Below are 17,401 nucleotides of genomic sequence, written 5' to 3'. Positions count from 1 at the left end.
TTACCGTGAAGGAACAAGCTGCAGTGTTCCCCGAGCCGTCGGTGACGGTGAAGCTATTCGAAGTCGTGCCCGAAGGAAGCTCGATCCGCTCGCCAAACCAGCTGTTTGCGTCAAGTTCGCGCCAGAACAGTTGTCATTGAAGCTGACCGAATAAGTCACGATCGCCGCACATTGGCCAGGGTCGTTGCTGACGACCACGTTGGCAGGGCAAGTGATGGTTGGATTTCCGGTGTCGTTGACGGTCACCGTGAAGGAACAAGTTGCGGTATTGCCGGAACCGTCGGTCACTACGAATGCATTGCTTGTCGTGCCAGCTGCGAAGCTCGATCCGCTCGCCAAACCAGCCGTTTGCGCCAAGTTGGCTCCAGCACAGTTGTCATTGAAGGTCACCGAATAAGTCACAATCGCCGCACATTGGCCGGGATCGTTGCTGACGACCACGTTGGCGGGGCAAGTGATCGTTGGAATTTCCGTGTCGTTGACGGTCACTGTGAAGGAACAAGCTGCGGTATTGCCCGAGCCGTCGGTGACGGTGAAGCTATTCGAAGTCACGCCCGAAGGGAAGCTCGAACCGCTCGCCAAACCAGCCGTTTGCGCCAAGTTCGCACCAGCACAATTGTCATTGAAGCTGACCGAATAAGTCACAATCGCCGCACATTGGCCGGGGTCGTTGCTGACGACCACGTTGGCAGGGCAAGTGATGGTTGGAATTTCGGTGTCGTTGATGGTGACCGTGAAGGAACATGTTGCAGTATTGCCGGAACCGTCAGTGACGGTAAAGCTATTCGAAGTTGTTCCCGAAGGGAAGCTCGATCCGCTCACCAAACCAGCAGTTTGCGCCAAGTTTGCTCCAGCACAGTTGTCATTGAAGGTCACCGAATAAGTCACGATCGCTGCGCATTGGCCGGGGTCGTTGCTGACGACCACGTTGGCGGGGCAAGTGATCGTTGGTGCCTCCGTGTCGTTGACAGTCACGGTGAAGGAACAAGCTGCAGTGTTGCCGGAGCCGTCGGTGACGGTAAAGCTATTCGAAGTTGTTCCCGAAGGGAAGCTCGATCCGCTCGCCAAACCAGCCGTCTGCGCCAAGTTGGCTCCCGCACAATTGTCATTGAAGCTCACCGAATAAGTCACCATCGCCGCGCATTGGCCGGGATCGTTGCTGACCACCACGTTGGCAGGGCAAGTGATCGTTGGGATTTCGGTGTCGTTGACGGTCACCGTGAAGGAACAAGTTGCAGTGTTGCCGGAACCGTCGGTGACGGTGAAGCTATTCGAAGTCACGCCCGTTGGGAAGCTCGATCCGCTCGCCAAACCAGACGTTTGCGCCAAGTTCGCGCCAGCACAGTTGTCATTGAAGGTCACAGAATAAGTCACCATCGCCGCGCATTGGCCGGGATCGTTGCTGACGACCACGTTTGCAGGGCATGTGATGGTTGGTACCTCCGTGTCGTTGACGGTCACGGTGAAGGAACAAGCTGCGGTGTTGCTGGAGCCATCCGTGACGGTGAAGCTATTCGAAGTTGTTCCCGAAGGGAAGCTCGAACCGCTCGCCAAACCAGCCGTTTGCGCCAAGTTGGCTCCCGCACAGTTGTCATTGAAGCTGACCGAATAAGTCACGATCGCAGCGCATTGGCCGGGGTCGTTGCTGACCACGACGTTGGCGGGGCAAGTGATCGTTGGTGCCTCCGTGTCGTTGACGGTCACGGTGAAGGAGCAAGTTGCAGTATTGCCAGAACCGTCGGTGACGGTGAAGCTATTCGAAGTCGTGCCAGCCGGGAAGCTCGATCCGCTAGCCAAACCAGCGGTCTGCGCCAAGTTCGCTCCAGCACAATTGTCATTGAAGGTGACCGAATAGGTCACGATCGCAGCGCATTGACCGGGGTCGTTGCTGACGACCACGTTTGCAGGGCAAGTGATGGTTGGTGCCTCCGTGTCGTTGACGGTCACCGTGAAGGAGCAAGTTGCAGTGTTGCCCGAACCGTCGGTGACTACGAATGCATTGCTTGTCGTGCCAGCTGGGAAACTCGATCCGCTCGCGAAACCAGCGGTTTGCGCCAAGTTGGCTCCCGCACAGTTGTCATTGAAGGTGACCGAATAAGTCACAATCGCTGCGCATTGGCCGGGATCATTGCTGACCACGACGTTGGCAGGGCAAGTGATGGTTGGTGCCTCGGTGTCGTTGACAGTTACCGTGAAGGAACAAGTTGCGGTGTTGCCAGAGCCGTCAGTGACGGTGAAGCTATTCGAAGTCGTGCCTGAAGGGAAGCTCGATCCGCTTGCCAATCCAGCCGTTTGCGCCAAGTTTGCACCAGCACAATTGTCATTGAAGCTCACCGAATAAGTCACAATCGCCGCGCATTGGCCTGGATCATTGCTGACGACCACGTTGGCAGGGCAAGTGATCGTTGGTGCCTCCGTGTCGTTGACGGTCACCGTGAAGGAACAAGCTGCGGTATTGCCGGAGCCGTCCGTGACGGTGAAGCTATTCGAAGTTGTTCCGCCAGGGAAGCTCGATCCGCTCGCCAAACCAGCCGTTTGCGCCAAGTTCGCTCCCGCACAGTTGTCATTGAAGCTGACCGAATAAGTCACAATCGCCGCACATTGGCCTGGATCGTTGCTGACCACCACGTTTGCGGGGCAAGTGATTGTGGGGATTTCCGTGTCGTTGACGGTTACCGTGAAGGAACAAGCTGCGGTATTGCCGGAGCCGTCGGTGACGGTGAAGCTATTGGCAGTGATTCCCGAAGGGAAGCTCGATCCGCTCGCCAAACCAGCCGTTTGCGCCAAGTTCGCACCCGCACAGTTGTCATTGAAGCTGACCGAATAAGTCACGATCGCGGCGCATTGGCCGGGGTCGTTGCTGACGACCACGTTGGCGGGGCAAGTGATGGTTGGGACTTCCGTGTCGTTGACGGTCACCGTGAAGGAACAAGCTGCGGTGTTGCCGGAACCGTCGGTGACGGCGAAGCTATTCGAAGTTGTTCCCGAAGGGAAGCTCGATCCGCTCGCCAAACCAGCCGTTTGCGCCAGATTCGCACCTGCACAATTGTCATTGAAGCTGACCGAATAAGTCACAATCGCTGCGCATTGGCCGGGGTCATTGCTGACCACCACGTTGGCGGGGCAAGTGATGGTTGGTGCCTCCGTGTCGTTGACGGTCACGGTGAAGGAACAAGTTGCGGTGTTGCCCGAGCCGTCGGTGACGGTGAAGCTATTCGAAGTCACGCCCGTTGGGAAGCTCGATCCGCTCGCCAAACCAGCCGTTTGCGCCAAGTTCGCGCCCGCACAGTTGTCATTGAAGCTGACCGAATAAGTCACGATCGCTGCGCATTGGCCGGGGTCGTTGCTCACGACCACGTTGGCAGGGCAAGTGATGGTTGGGATTTCGGTGTCGTTGACGGTCACCGTGAAGGAACAAGCTGCGGTATTGCCCGAGCCGTCGGTGACGGTGAAGCTATTCGAAGTCACGCCCGTTGGGAAGCTCGATCCGCTCGCCAAACCAGCCGTTTGCGCCAAGTTTGCACCCGCACAATTGTCATTGAAGCTGACCGAATAAGTCACGATCGCAGCGCATTGGCCGGGGTCGTTGCTGACGACCACGTTGGCAGGGCAAGTGATCGTTGGGATTTCGGTGTCGTTGACGGTCACGGTGAAGGAACAAGTTGCAGTGTTGCCCGAGCCGTCGGTGACGGTGAAGCTATTCGAAGTCGTGCCCGAAGGGAAGCTCGATCCGCTCGCCAAACCAGCCGTTTGCGCCAAGTTCGCACCTGCACAATTGTCATTGAAGCTGACCGAATAAGTCACGATCGCTGCGCATTGGCCGGGGTCGTTGCTGACGACCACGTTGGCGGGGCAAGTGATTGTTGGGATTTCCGTGTCGTTGACAGTTACCGTGAAGGAACAAGTTGCGGTGTTGCCGGAGCCGTCGGTGACGGTGAAGCTATTCGAAGTCACGCCCGTTGGGAAGCTCGATCCGCTCGCCAAACCAGCCGTTTGCGCCAAGTTTGCTCCAGCACAGTTGTCATTGAAGCTGACCGAATAAGTCACAATCGCAGCGCATTGGCCGGGGTCGTTGCTGACGACCACGTTGGCAGGGCAAGTGATTGTTGGATTTTCCGTGTCGTTGACGGTCACGGTGAAGGAACAAGTTGCAGTATTGCCCGAGCCGTCGGTGACGGTGAAGCTATTCGAAGTCGTGCCCGAAGGGAAGCTCGAACCGCTCGCCAAACCAGCCGTTTGCGCCAAGTTTGCACCCGCACAATTGTCATTGAAGCTGACCGAATAGGTCACGATCGCCGCGCATTGGCCAGGATCGTTGCTGACGACCACGTTGGCAGGGCAAGTGATTGTGGGAATTTCGGTGTCGTTGACAGTTACAGTGAAGGAACAAGCTGCGGTATTGACGGAGCCGTCGGTGACGGAGAAGCTATTCGAAGTCGTGCCCGAAGGGGAAGCTCGAACCGCTCGCCAAACCAGCCGTTTGCGCCAAGTTTGCACCAGCACAATTGTCATTGAAGCTGACCAAATAGGTCACGATCGCAGCGCACAAACCAGGATTGTTGCTCACGACCACGTTGGCGGGGCAAGTGATCGTCGGGATTTCCGTGTCGTTGACGGTCACGGTGAAGGAACAAGTTGCAGTGTTGCCCGAGCCGTCGGTGACGGTGAAGCTATTCGAAGTCGTGCCCGAAGGGAAGCTCGATCCGCTCGCCAAACCAGCAGTCTGCGCCAAGTTCGCACCCGCACAGTTGTCATTGAAGCTGACCGAATAAGTCACAATCGCAGCGCATTGGCCGGGGTCGTTGCTGACCACCACGTTGGCGGGGCAAGTGATTGTTGGAATTTCGGTGTCGTTGACGGTCACCGTGAAGGAACAAGCTGCCGTGTTGCCGGAACCGTCGGTGACGGTGAAGCTATTCGAAGTCACGCCCGAAGGGAAGCTCGATCCGCTCGCCAAACCAGCCGTTTGCGCCAAGTTCGCTCCAGCACAGTTGTCATTGAAGCTGACCGAATAAGTCACGATCGCTGCGCATTGGCCGGGATCATTGCTGACGACCACGTTGGCGGGGCATGTGATTGTTGGGACTTCCGTGTCGTTGACGGTCACCGTGAAGGAACATGTTGCAGTATTGCCGGAACCGTCGGTTACGGTGAAGCTATTGGCAGTGGTTCCCGAAGGGAAGCTCGATCCGCTTGCCAAACCAGCCGTTTGGGCCAAGTTCGCACCCGCACAGTTGTCATTGAAGGTCACCGAATAAGTGACGATCGCAGCGCATTGGCCGGGATCGTTGCTGACCACGACGTTGGCGGGGCAAGTGATCATTGGATTTCGGTGTCGTTGACGGTCACCGTGAAGGAACAAGTTGCAGTGTTGCCGGAGCCGTCGGTGACGGTGAAGCTATTCGAAGTCGTGCCTTTGGGAAGCTTGATCCGCTCGCCAAACCAGCCGTTTGCGCCAAGTTAGCACCCGCACAGTTGTCATTGAAGCTGACCGAATAAGTCACGATCGCCGCGCATTGGCCTGGATCATTGCTGACGACCACGTTGGCGGGGCAAGTGATGGTTGGGATTTCGGTGTCGTTGACGGTCACCGTGAAGGAACAAGCTGCGGTATTGCCCGAGCCGTCGGTGACGGTGAAGCTATTCGAAGTTGTTCCTGAAGGGAAGCTCGATCCGCTTGCCAAACCAGCCGTTTGCGCCAAGTTTGCACCCGCACAGTTGTCATTGAAGCTGACCGAATAAGTCACAATCGCTGCGCATTGGCCGGGGTCGTTGCTGACGACCACGTTGGCGGGGCAAGTGATGGTTGGGATTTCGGTGTCGTTGACGGTCACCGTGAAGGAACAAGTTGCGGTGTTGCCGGAACCGTCGGTGACGGTGAAGCTATTCGAAGTCGTGCCCGAAGGGAAGCTCGATCCGCTCGCCAAACCAGCCGTTTGCGCCAAGTTTGCGCCAGCACAGTTGTCATTGAAGCTGACCGAATAAGTCACAATCGCTGCGCATTGGCCTGGATCGTTGCTGACGACCACGTTTGCAGGGCAAGTGATCGTTGGTGCCTCCGTGTCGTTGACGGTCACGGTGAAGGAACAAGTTGCAGTGTTGCCCGAGCCGTCGGTGACGGTGAAGCTATTCGAAGTTGTTCCCGAAGGGAAGCTCGATCCGCTCGCCAAACCAGCCGTTTGCGCCAAGTTCGCTCCAGCACAGTTGTCATTGAAGCTGACCGAATAAGTCACGATCGCTGCGCATTGGCCGGGGTCGTTGCTGACGACCACGTTGGCGGGGCAAGTGATCGTTGGGATTTCGGTGTCGTTGACGGTTACCGTGAAGGAACAAGTTGCGGTGTTGCCAGAACCGTCGGTGACGGTGAAGCTATTCGAAGTCGTGCCAGCCGGGAAGCTCGATCCGCTCGCCAAACCAGCAGTTTGCGCCAAGTTCGCACCCGCACAATTGTCATTGAAGCTGACCGAATAAGTCACAATCGCCGCACATTGGCCGGGGTCGTTGCTGACGACCACGTTGGCAGGGCATGTGATCGTTGGGATTTCGGTGTCGTTGACGGTTACCGTGAAGGAACAAGTTGCGGTGTTGCCGGAACCGTCGGTGACGGTGAAGCTATTCGAAGTCACGCCCGAAGGGAAGCTCGATCCGCTTGCCAAACCAGCCGTTTGCGCCAAGTTCGCTCCCGCACAGTTGTCATTGAAGCTGACCGAATAAGTCACGATCGCTGCGCATTGGCCGGGGTCGTTGCTGACGACCACGTTGGCTGGGCAAGTGATTGTGGGAATTTCGGTGTCATTGACGGTCACCGTGAAGGAACAAGCTGCAGTGTTGCCCGAGCCGTCGGTGACGGTAAAGCTATTCGAAGTCACGCCCGTTGGGAAGCTCGATCCGCTCGCCAAACCAGCCGTTTGCGCCAAGTTCGCTCCCGCACAGTTGTCATTGAAGCTGACCGAATAAGTGACAATCGCTGCGCATTGGCCTGGATCGTTGCTGACGACGACGTTGGCGGGGCAAGTGATGGTTGGTGACTTCCGTGTCGTTGACGGTCACGGTGAAGGAACAAGTTGCGGTGTTGCCCGAGCCGTCGGTGACGGTGAAGCTATTCGAAGTTGTTCCCGAAGGGAAGCTCGATCCGCTCGCCAAACCAGCCGTTTGCGCCAAGTTCGCGCCAGCACAGTTGTCATTGAAGCTGACCGAATAAGTCACGATCGCTGCGCATTGGCCGGGATCATTGCTGACGACCACGTTGGCGGGGCAAGTGATCGTTGGAATTTCGGTGTCGTTGACAGTTACCGTGAAGGAACAAGTTGCGGTGTTGCCCGCGCCGTCGGTGACGGTGAAGCTATTCGAAGTTGTTCCCGAAGGGAAGCTCGATCCGCTCGCCAAACCAGCCGTTTGCGCCAAGTTCGCTCCTGCGCAATTGTCATTGAAGCTGACCGAATAACTCACAATCGCCGCACATTGGCCGGGGTCGTTGCTCACCACCACGTTGGCGGGGCAAGTGATTGTGGGAATTTCGGTGTCGTTGACGGTTACCGTGAAGGAGCATGTGGCTGTGTTGCCGGAACCATCAGTGACGGTGAAGCTATTCGAAGCTGTTCCGCTGGGGAAGCTCGATCCGCTCGCCAAACCAGCGGTTTGCGCCAAGTTTGCTCCCGCACAGTTGTCATTGAAGCTGACCGAATACGTCACGATCGCTGCGCATTGGCCTGGATCATTGCTGACGACCACGTTGGCGGGGCAGGTGATCGTTGGGACTTCCGTGTCGTTGACGGTCACCGTGAAGGAACAAGTTGCAGTATTGCCCGAGCCGTCGGTGACGGTGAAGCTATTCGAAGTCGTGCCCAGGGAAGCTCGATCCGCTCGCCAAACCAGCCGTTTGCGCCAAGTTCGCGCCGCACAGTTGTCATTGAAGCTGACCGAATAAGTCACAATCGCTGCGCATTGGCCGGGGTCGTTGCTGACCACCACGTTGGCGGGGCAGGTGATTGTGGGATTTCCGTGTCGTTGACGGTCACCGTGAAGGAACAAGCTGCGGTGTTGCCGAGCCGTCGGTGACGGTGAAGCTATTCGAAGTCGTGCCAGGGAGCTCGATCCGCTCGCCAAACCAGCCGTTTGCGCCAAGTTCGCGCCGACAGTTGTCATTGAAGCTGACCGAATAAGTCACCATCGCGCGCATTGGCCGGGTCGTTGCTGAAGACCACGTTTGCTGGGCAAGTGATTGTGGGATTTCCGTGTCGTTGACTGTCACGGTGAAGGAACAAGCTGCAGTGTTGCCGGAACCGTCAGTGACGGTGAAGCTATTCGAAGTTGTTCCTGAAGGGAAGCTCGATCCGCTCGCCAAACCAGCCGTTTGCGCCAAGTTCGCGCCAGCACAGTTGTCATTGAAGGTCACCGAATAAGTCACGATCGCGGCGCATTGGCCGGGGTCGTTGCTGACCACGACGTTGGCGGGGCAAGTGATCGTTGGGACTTCCGTGTCGTTGACGGTCACGGTGAAGGAACAAGCTGCGGTGTTGCCGGAGCCGTCAGTGACGGTGAAGCTATTCGAAGTCAGTGAAGCTATTCGAAGTCACGCCCGAAGGGAAGCTCGATCCGCTCGCCAAACCAGCCGTTTGCGCCAAGTTCGCACCCGCACAGTTGTCATTGAAACTGACCGAATAAGTCACCATCGCGGCGCATTGCCCGGGGTCGTTGCTGACCACCACGTTGGCAGGGCAAGTGATCGTTGGAATTTCCGTGTCGTTAACGGTCACCGTGAAGGAACAAGCTGCAGTGTTGCCCGAGCCGTCGGTGACGGTGAAGCTATTCGAAGTTGTTCCCGAAGGGAAGCTCGATCCGCTTGCCAAACCAGCCGTTTGCGCCAAGTTCGCTCCCGCACAGTTGTCATTGAAGCTGACCGAATAAGTCACCATCGCGGCGCATTGGCCGGGGTCGTTGCTGACGACCACGTTGGCGGGGCAAGTGATTGTGGGGATTTCGGTGTCGTTGACAGTTACCGTGAAGGAACAAGTTGCGGTGTTGCCGGAGCCGTCGGTGACGGTGAAGCTATTCGAAGTCGTGCCCGAAGGGAAGCTCGATCCGCTCGCCAAACCAGCCGTTTGCGCCAAGTTTGCACCTGCACAATTGTCATTGAAGCTGACTGAATAGGTCACGATCGCCGCGCATTGGCCGGGATCGTTGCTGACCACCACATTGGCGGGGCAAGTGATGGTCGGGATTTCCGGTGTCGTTGACGGTCACGGTGAAGGAACAAGTTGCGGAGTTGCCTGAGCCGTCGGTGACGGTGAAGCTATTGGCAGTCGTGCCTGAAGGGAAGCTCGATCCGCTCGCCAAACCAGTCGTTTGCGCCAAGTTCGCTCCAGCACAGTTGTCATTGAAGCTGACCGAATAAGTCACAATCGCGGCGCATTGGCCGGGGTCGTTGCTGACCACCACGTTGGCAGGGCAAGTGATCGTTGGGATTTCCGTGTCGTTGACAGTCACCGTGAAGGAACAAGTTGCGGTGTTGCCGGAGCCGTCGGTGACGGTGAAGCTATTCGAAGTCACGCCCGTTGGGAAGCTCGATCCGCTCGCCAAACCAGCCGTTTGCGCCAAGTTGGCTCCCGCACAATTGTCATTGAAGCTGACCGAATAAGTCACAATCGCCGCACATTGGCCGGGATCATTGCTGACGACCACGTTGGCGGGGCAAGTGATCGTTGGGATTTCCGTGTCGTTGACGGTCACCGTGAAGGAACAAGCTGCCGTGTTGCCGGAACCGTCGGTGACGGTGAAGCTATTCGAAGTTGTGCCCGAAGGGAAGCTCGATCCGCTCGCCAAACCAGCCGTTTGCGCCAAGTTTGCACCCGCACAGTTGTCATTGAAGCTGACCGAATAAGTCACAATCGCAGCGCATTGGCCGGGGTCGTTGCTGACCACGACGTTTGCTGGGCAAGTGATCGTTGGTGCCTCCGTGTCGTTTACTGTCACGGTGAAGGAACAAGTTGCGGTATTGCCCGAGCCGTCGGTGACGGTGAAGCTATTCGAAGTCGTGGCAGCTGGGAAGCTCGAACCGCTCGCCAAACCAGCCGTTTGCGCCAAGTTCGCGCCAGAACAGTTGTCATTGAAGCTGACCGAATAAGTCACGATCGCAGCGCATTGGCCGGGATCGTTGCTGACGACCACGTTTGCAGGGCAGGTAATTGTTGGTGCCTCCGTGTCGTTGACGGTTACCGTGAAGGAACAAGTTGCAGTGTTGCCGGAGCCGTCGGTGACGGTGAAGCTATTCAAAGTCGTGCCTGAAGGGAAGCTGGATCCGCTCGCCAAACCAGCCGTTTGCGCCAAGTTTGCGCCAGCACAGTTGTCATTGAAGCTGACCGAATAAGTCACAATCGCAGCGCATTGGCCGGGATCGTTGCTGACGACCACGTTGGCGGGGCAAGTGATTGTGGGGATTTCGGTGTCGTTGACGGTCACCGTGAAGGAACAAGCTGCAGTGTTGCCGGAACCGTCGGTGACGGTGAAGCTATTCGAAGTTGTTCCCGAAGGGAAGCTCGATCCGCTCGCCAAACCAGCCGTTTGCGCCAAGTTGGCTCCCGCACAGTTGTCATTGAAGCTGACCGAATAAGTCACGATCGCAGCGCATTGGCCAGGGTCGTTGCTGACCACGACGTTGGCGGGGCAAGTGATCGTTGGTGCCTCCGTGTCGTTGACGGTCACCGTGAAGGAGCAAGTTGCAGTATTGCCCGAACCGTCGGTGACGGTGAAACTATTGGCAGTCGTGCCCGAAGGGAAGCTCGATCCGCTTGCCAAACCAGCAGTTTGCGCCAAGTTTGCTCCCGCACAATTGTCATTGAAGCTCCCCGAATAAGTCACGATCGCTGCGCATTGGCCGGGTCGTTGCTGACGACCACGTTGGCGGGGCAAGTGATGGTTGGTGCCTCCGTGTCATTGACCGTCACGGTGAAGGAACAAGCTGCAGTGTTGCCGGAACCGTCGGTGACGGTGAAGCTATTCGAAGTGGTGCCCGAAGGGAAACTCGATCCGCTCGCCAAACCAGCCGTTTGCGCCAAGTTTGCACCTGCACAATTGTCATTGAAGCTGACCGAATAGGTCACGATCGCCGCGCATTGGCCGGGATCGTTGCTGACCACCACGTTGGCGGGGCAAGTGATTGTCGGGATTTCGGTGTCGTTGACAGTTACCGTGAAGGAACAAGTTGCGGAGTTGCCCGAGCCGTCGGTGACGGTGAAGCTATTCGAAGTCGTGCCCGAAGGGAAGCTCGAACCGCTCGCCAAACCAGCAGTCTGCGCCAAGTTGGCTCCAGCACAGTTGTCATTGAAGCTGACCGAATAAGTCACGGTCGCGGCGCATTGGCCGGGATCGTTGCTGACCACCACGTTGGCGGGGCAAGTGATTGTCGGGATTTCGGTGTCGTTGACAGTTACCGTGAAGGAACAAGTTGCGGTGTTGCCCGAGCCGTCAGTGACGGTGAAGCTATTCGAAGTTGTTCCTGAAGGGAAGCTCGATCCGCTCGCCAAACCAGCTGTTTGCGCCAAGTTTGCACCTGCACAATTGTCATTGAAGCTGACCGAATAAGTCACGATCGCTGCGCATTGGCCGGGGTCGTTGCTGACCACGACGTTGGCGGGGCAAGTGATGGTTGGTGCCTCCGTGTCGTTGACGGTCACGGTGAAGGAACAAGTTGCGGTGTTGCCCGAGCCGTCGGTGACGGTGAAGCTATTCGAAGTCGTGCCCGCTGGGAAGCTCGATCCGCTCGCCAAACCAGCCGTTTGCGCCAAGTTGGCTCCCGCACAGTTGTCATTGAAGCTGACCGAATAAGTCACAATCGCTGCGCATTGGCCGGGGTCGTTGCTGACGACCACGTTTGCAGGGCAAGTGATTGTCGGGATTTCGGTGTCGTTGACGGTTACCGTGAAGGAACAGGCTGATGTGTTTCCGGAGCCGTCGGTTGCAACGATATTGTTCACCGTTGTACCTACAGGAAATGGCGAGAATGGTGGCAACCCTGACGTCAGGCTCAACCTAACGCCATCCAATTCCATGATGGAAAAGCGCGTCGCGACTGGAGATTGATCCGTCCAGAGTCCGCCCGGTACCATTTCTACAAAATCTTCTACCCCGGCGCCGTTGTCAGGTTGGCCCGGAGCCCAATTCGAATAGGCATTTGGACAGCCATCCACCCAAAGGAATGTCCCCTCAACCAAAGCGTCCGAACACCCGATCCAAACAGGAACGCCAGAAACAAACGAGGCCAAAAAGGTATTTTCACCAGCATTCGAAACGGAGGCAAGATGCCCACCGGCAAGCCCTGCCGTTTGATAAGCAGTTTGCCAATTCGTTGGGAAACTCGATTTGTAATAATAGTGTCCACCATAACTTCCGAGGTAGGTAAACCCTGGAATCGACTGCGAAGGACCACAATTATCTGTACCCGATGGCGCACAAAAGCCAACCGTTGCTGTACATAGTCCGGGATCGTTGCTGAGGCTGCTATTCGCAGGGCAAACTACCGCCGGAGCTTCTGTGTCATTGACCGTCACTGAAAATGAACAAGTTGCGGAATTTCCAAAGGCATCCGTCAACGTGAAACTATTTTGCGTCAATCCCACGGGAAATAAACTGCCGCTCGCGAGGCCGGATGTCTGCACAAGGTTGCTTCCTGGGCAGTTGTCATTTGCAATGATCGTGTAACTCACGCTTGCACCGCAAAAGGTCGGCTCATTGGCGATAACCAAGTTTGCCGGGCAGCCGATGGTTGGAGCCAAACTGTCTCCCACTGTGACGACCATCGGAGCGGAATTCGGAGAAACACAACCCAAAACCGTTACACTTACGGTGTAGGTGCCCGAAGTATGCACCACGATGCTTTGCGTCGTCGCACCGCCCGGTGTCCAAACATTTCCAACAGAACTGCTGGACGTCAAAGTCACGCTGTCTCCAAGGCAAAAATAGGTCGATCCGCTCGCAGAAATTGCAGGGGCCGTGGGAATTGGATTTACGGTCACGCTCAATGGCAAGGAAACCAATGAATTGCAGGTACCATCCGTCGCCCAAACGGTGAAGTTGCCAGAACTGTAAACCGTGATCGATTGGGTCGTTGCACCCGTGGACCATTGGTTTCCAGTCGGACTGCTAGACGTCAAAATCACACTGTCACCCATACAAAATGTCGTAGGTCCGCTGGACGAAATCGTTGGTGTGGGCGGTAATGGATTGACAGTCACCACTACTGGCGCGGATGCAAATGAAGGACAGACTCCGTCATTGATGACGACCGTATAAGATCCTGAAGCAACAACCTTGATGGATTGCGTACTGGCACCATTGGACCATTGGTTGTTAATGGCGCTATTTGAAGTCAAGATCACACTGTCACCGGCGCAAAAGGTCGTAGCCCCACTCACTGTGACAATCGGTGTTGCAGGTCTTGGACGCACAGTCACCACTTTTGGGAGGGAAGTGCTTGTACATCCGAAAATATTGGAACGGCTCACCGTATAGGATCCGGACGTAAAAACCTTGATCGACCGCGTTGTCGCGCCAGTGTTCCAAAGGTTGCCAGCTAACGCGCTGCTTGTCAGCGTCACGCTGTCCCCAAGACAGAAATTCACCGGGCCGTTTGCCGTAATCACAGGAATTGGCGGACTTGGGCTTACGTTAACCACCACCGAATTCGACATGACGGAAATACAAGTTCCGTTGTCCACGTAAAGCGAATAAGTTCCCGCTGTCGTCACGGTAATTGAAGGTGTGGTGGCACCGTTGGACCATACGTTGTCCACTGGGCTACTCGAAGTCAATTGAATACTCTGGCCAGAACAGAATTGAATCGGGCCACTCGGTGAAACCCCCGGAGGTGGAGGCGTCAAATTTTGGGTAACGATTGAATCAGAAGTGGCGCTGCAGCCAAATTGGTTCGTTTGTGTCACCTCAAATGTACCGGAAGAATCAACAATGATCGATTGGGTGGTTTCGCCAGTGGACCAGAGAATTCCTGTTGATACATTCGAAGTCAGGATCACACTGTCACCGTCACAGAAAATCAAATTCCCGGTTACGGAAATAATTGGCATGGAAGGCAATGGATTGACAATGACATCCACGACAGCAGATGTATCTGAAAAACAATCCAACGCCGAATACAGAACCCAATAATTGCCGGCACTGGACACGGTAATGGATTGGGTTGTCGCACCGGTGGACCAAATATTGTTGCTTGCGCTGCTGGACGTCAATGTGACACTGTCTCCATCGCAGAAGGTGGTTGGTCCTGATGCTGTGATCGTTGGGGTCACGGGAATCGGATTTACCGTGACAACCGTAGGCAAGGAAACGGAGGTACAACCGAATGCATTGGTGCTGCTGACTGTATAACTTCCGCTGGCAAATACGGTAAATGATGCAGTCGTTGCTCCGCCGGGTTGCCAATTGAGCGAAGGTGGTGAGGTCGTTGTCAAGACCACGCTGTCGCCGGCGCAGAATGTCGTCGGGCCACTTACTGAAATTGTCGGAACAGCAGGCAATGGAGCGATGATGATTGTAAGGGGATTCGAAGGCTGAGAAATACAAATCCCATTCAAAACCTGCACAGAATAGCTCCCTGCTGAAGAAACTGTTATCGTTGGCGTGGTGGCACCGGTTGACCAAAGGTTGTTGGCCGGACTGCTTGATTCCAACGTCACACTATCGCCAGGGCAAAGTGTTGTTGATCCAAGCGGGGTGATCACCGGAGTGGCGGGTGTTTGAATCACGGTGACAGGAACAAAATTCGAAGTATCCGACACGCAATTCCCGTCATTGACCAGGACCCAGTAGTTGCCGGCAGCAAAAACGGTGATCGATTGTGTGGTCGCGCCGGTGCTCCAGGTGTTGCCGACTGCGCTGCTCGATGTCAAAATCACGCTGTCGCCCGAGCAGAAGGTCGTCGGGCCGTTCGGGGTGATCGTCGGTGTTGGCGGATTGGGATTGGTCACCACATTAATCAGCGCAGAGGTGTCGGATGTACAGGTTCCGTCAAACCAGCGCACCCAATAACTGCCGACGGTGCCGACAGTGATCGATTGTGTAGTGGCACCCGTGCTCCACGTGTTGCCGGTCGGGCTGCTGCTTGTGAGGGTCACGCTGTCACCTGGGCAAAGTGCCGTCGGTCCGCTCGGTGTAATCGTCGGAGTTGTCGGCAACGGAATCACCGTCACCACCGTCGGCAATGACGTCGAGGTGCATCCGAAAATATTGCTGCGCATCACCGTGTAGCTGCCGCTTGCCGTCACCGTGATCGAAACGGTTGTTTGTCCGCCGGGTTGCCAAATACGTCCCGAAGGTGCATTCGTGGTCAAAATAACGCTGCCGCCATCGCAGAAGGTCGTCGGACCGCCGGGGGTGATCGTCGGCACCGGTGGAACCGGGCTGATGGTCACCGTGATCGCATTGCTCGGATCCGAAATGCAAAGGCCGTCCACCACTTGCACCGTATAGGTTCCGCCGGTGGTCACGATGATCGACTGCGTCGTCGCGCCCGTGGACCAGAGGTTGCCCGTCGGGCTGCTGCTCGTGAGCGTCACGCTGCCACCGGGGCAAAATTGCACCGGTCCGCTGGCTGTGATCACAGGGGCAGGCGGATTGGGGCTGATGGAAACCGAAACGATGGCCGAAGTATCCGACACGCAATTCCCGTCATTGACCAGGACCCAGTAGTTGCCGGCAGCAAAAACCGTGATCGATTGTGTGGTCGCGCCGGTGCTCCAGGTGTTGCCGACTGCGCTGCTCGATGTCAAGATCACGCTGTCGCCCGAGCAGAAGGTCGTCGGGCCGTTCGGGGTGATGGTCGGTGTCGGCGGATTGGGGTTGGTCACCACATTGATCAGCGCAGATGTGTCGGATGTGCAGGTTCCGTCAAACCAGCGCACCCAATAACTGCCGACGGTGCCGACGGTGATCGATTGCGTGGTGGCACCCGTGCTCCAGGTATTGCCGGTCGGGCTGCTGCTCGTGAGGGTCACGCTGTCGCCGGGGCAAAGTGCCGTCGGTCCGCTCGCTGTAATCGTCGGAGTTGTCGGCAACGGAATCACCGTCACCACCGTCGGCAATGACGTCGAGGTGCATCCGAAAATATTGCTGCGCATCACCGTGTAGCTGCCGCTTGTCGTCACCGTGATCGAAACGGTTGTTTGTCCGCCGGGCTGCCAAATACGTCCCGAAGGTGCATTGGTGGTCAAAACAACGCTGCCGCCATCGCAGAAGGTCGTCGGTCCGCCGGGGGTGATCGTCGGCACCGGTGGAACCGGGCTGATCGTCACCGTGATCGCATTGCTCGGATCCGAGATGCAAAGGCCGTCCACCACTTGCACCGTATAGGTTCCGCCGGTGGTCACGATGATCGACTGCGTCGTCGCGCCCGTGGACCAGAGGTTGCCCGTCGGGCTGCTGCTCGTGAGTGTCACGCTGCCACCGGGGCAAAATTGCACCGGTCCGCTGGCTGTGATCACAGGGGCAGGCGGATTGGGGCTGATGGAAACCGAAACGATGGCAGAAGTATCCGACACGCAATTTCCGTCATTGACCAAGACCCAGTAGTTGCCGGCAGCAAAAACGGTGATCGATTGTGTGGTCGCGCCGGTGCTCCAGGTGTTGCCGACTGCGCTGCTCGATGTCAAAATCACGCTGTCGCCCGAGCAGAAGGTCGTCGGGCCATTGGGGGTGATGGTCGGTGTTGGCGGATTGGGGTTGGTCACCACATTGATCAGCGCAGATGTGTCGGATGTACAGGTTCCGTCAAACCAGCGCACCCAATAACTGCCGACGGTGCCGACGGTGATCGATTGCGTGGTGGCACCCGTGCTCCAGGTATTGCCGGTCGGGCTGCTGCTTGTAAGGGTCACGCTGTCGCCGGGGCAAAGTGCCGTCGGTCCGCTCGGCGTGATCGTAGGGGTCGTCGGCAACGGAATCACCGTCACCACGGTCGGCAACGACGTCGAGGTACAGCCGAAAATATTGCTGCGCATCACCGTGTAACTGCCGCTTGCCGTCACCGTGATCGAAACGGTTGTTTGTCCGCCGGGCTGCCAAATACGTCCCGAAGGTGCATTGGTGGTCAAAATAACGCTGCCGCCATCGCAGAAGGTTGTCGGTCCGCTTGGGGTGATCGTCGGCACGGGTGGAACCGGGCTGATGGTCACCGTGATCGCATTGCTCGGATCCGAGATGCAAAGGCCGTCCACCACTTGCACCGTATAGGTTCCGCCGGTGGTCACGATGATCGACTGCGTCGTCGCGCCCGTGGACCAGAGGTTGCCCGTCGGGCTGCTGCTCGTGAGCGTCACGCTGCCACCGGGGCAAAATTGCACCGGTCCGCTGGCTGTGATCACAGGGCAGGCGGATTGGGGCTGATGGAAACCGA

At 56.9% G+C, this 17,401-nt stretch carries 8 protein-coding genes; all 8 read right to left on the bottom strand.

The window, feature by feature from the left end:
* The 8 genes from IPN95_11475 to IPN95_11440 are packed head-to-tail and all read right to left on the bottom strand — an operon-like array spanning position 1 to position 17,369.
* A complete protein-coding gene (locus IPN95_11475) occupies positions 1–4,512 on the bottom strand; it encodes an HYR domain-containing protein (protein MBK9450001.1) in 4,512 nt (1,503 codons plus the stop codon).
* Positions 4,427–5,323 (bottom strand): HYR domain-containing protein, encoded by an 897-nt coding sequence (locus tag IPN95_11470; GenBank protein ID MBK9450000.1) that lies wholly within the window; start codon positions 5,321–5,323, stop codon positions 4,427–4,429. Before IPN95_11470 ends, IPN95_11475 begins: the two co-directional genes overlap by 86 nt.
* A gap of 22 nt (positions 5,324–5,345) precedes the next feature.
* A complete protein-coding gene (locus IPN95_11465; GenBank protein ID MBK9449999.1) occupies positions 5,346–6,917 on the bottom strand; it encodes an HYR domain-containing protein in 1,572 nt (523 codons plus the stop codon).
* Between the two features lie 19 nt (positions 6,918–6,936).
* Positions 6,937–8,031 (bottom strand): HYR domain-containing protein, encoded by a 1,095-nt coding sequence (locus IPN95_11460; GenBank protein MBK9449998.1) that lies wholly within the window; start codon positions 8,029–8,031, stop codon positions 6,937–6,939.
* The gene (locus IPN95_11455; protein MBK9449997.1) at positions 8,015–8,494 is read right to left on the bottom strand and encodes an HYR domain-containing protein; all 480 of its coding nucleotides are present in this window, start codon (positions 8,492–8,494) and stop codon (positions 8,015–8,017) included. The genes IPN95_11460 and IPN95_11455 overlap by 17 nt, the downstream gene beginning before the upstream one ends.
* A 49-nt stretch (positions 8,495–8,543) precedes the next feature.
* Positions 8,544–9,191 carry an HYR domain-containing protein gene (locus tag IPN95_11450; GenBank protein MBK9449996.1) on the bottom strand — a complete coding sequence of 216 codons (648 nt, stop codon included), beginning with the start codon at positions 9,189–9,191 and terminating at the stop codon, positions 8,544–8,546.
* Entirely contained in the window at positions 9,130–10,908 is a 1,779-nt protein-coding gene (locus IPN95_11445; protein ID MBK9449995.1) for an HYR domain-containing protein, read from the bottom strand. The genes IPN95_11450 and IPN95_11445 overlap by 62 nt, the downstream gene beginning before the upstream one ends.
* Entirely contained in the window at positions 10,854–17,369 is a 6,516-nt protein-coding gene (locus IPN95_11440; GenBank protein ID MBK9449994.1) for an HYR domain-containing protein, read from the bottom strand. Before IPN95_11440 ends, IPN95_11445 begins: the two co-directional genes overlap by 55 nt.
* Positions 17,370–17,401 lie beyond the last annotated feature (32 nt).

Source organism: Bacteroidota bacterium, assembly GCA_016718825.1.
Lineage (GTDB): Bacteria > Bacteroidota > Bacteroidia > J057 > JADKCL01 > JADKCL01.
Note: the sequence above shows the minus strand (reverse complement) of the source record. Positions and strands in the feature narration are given on the sequence as shown.

Bases quoted from the DNA above. Each gene is read 5' to 3' on its own strand.
- IPN95_11475 (MBK9450001.1), bottom strand. From the start codon at position 4,512: ATGACAATTGTGCTGGTGCAAACTTGGCGCAAACGGCTGGTTTGGCGA.
- IPN95_11470 (MBK9450000.1), bottom strand. From the start codon at position 5,323: ATGATCACTTGCCCCGCCAACGTCGTGGTCAGCAACGATCCCGGCCAA.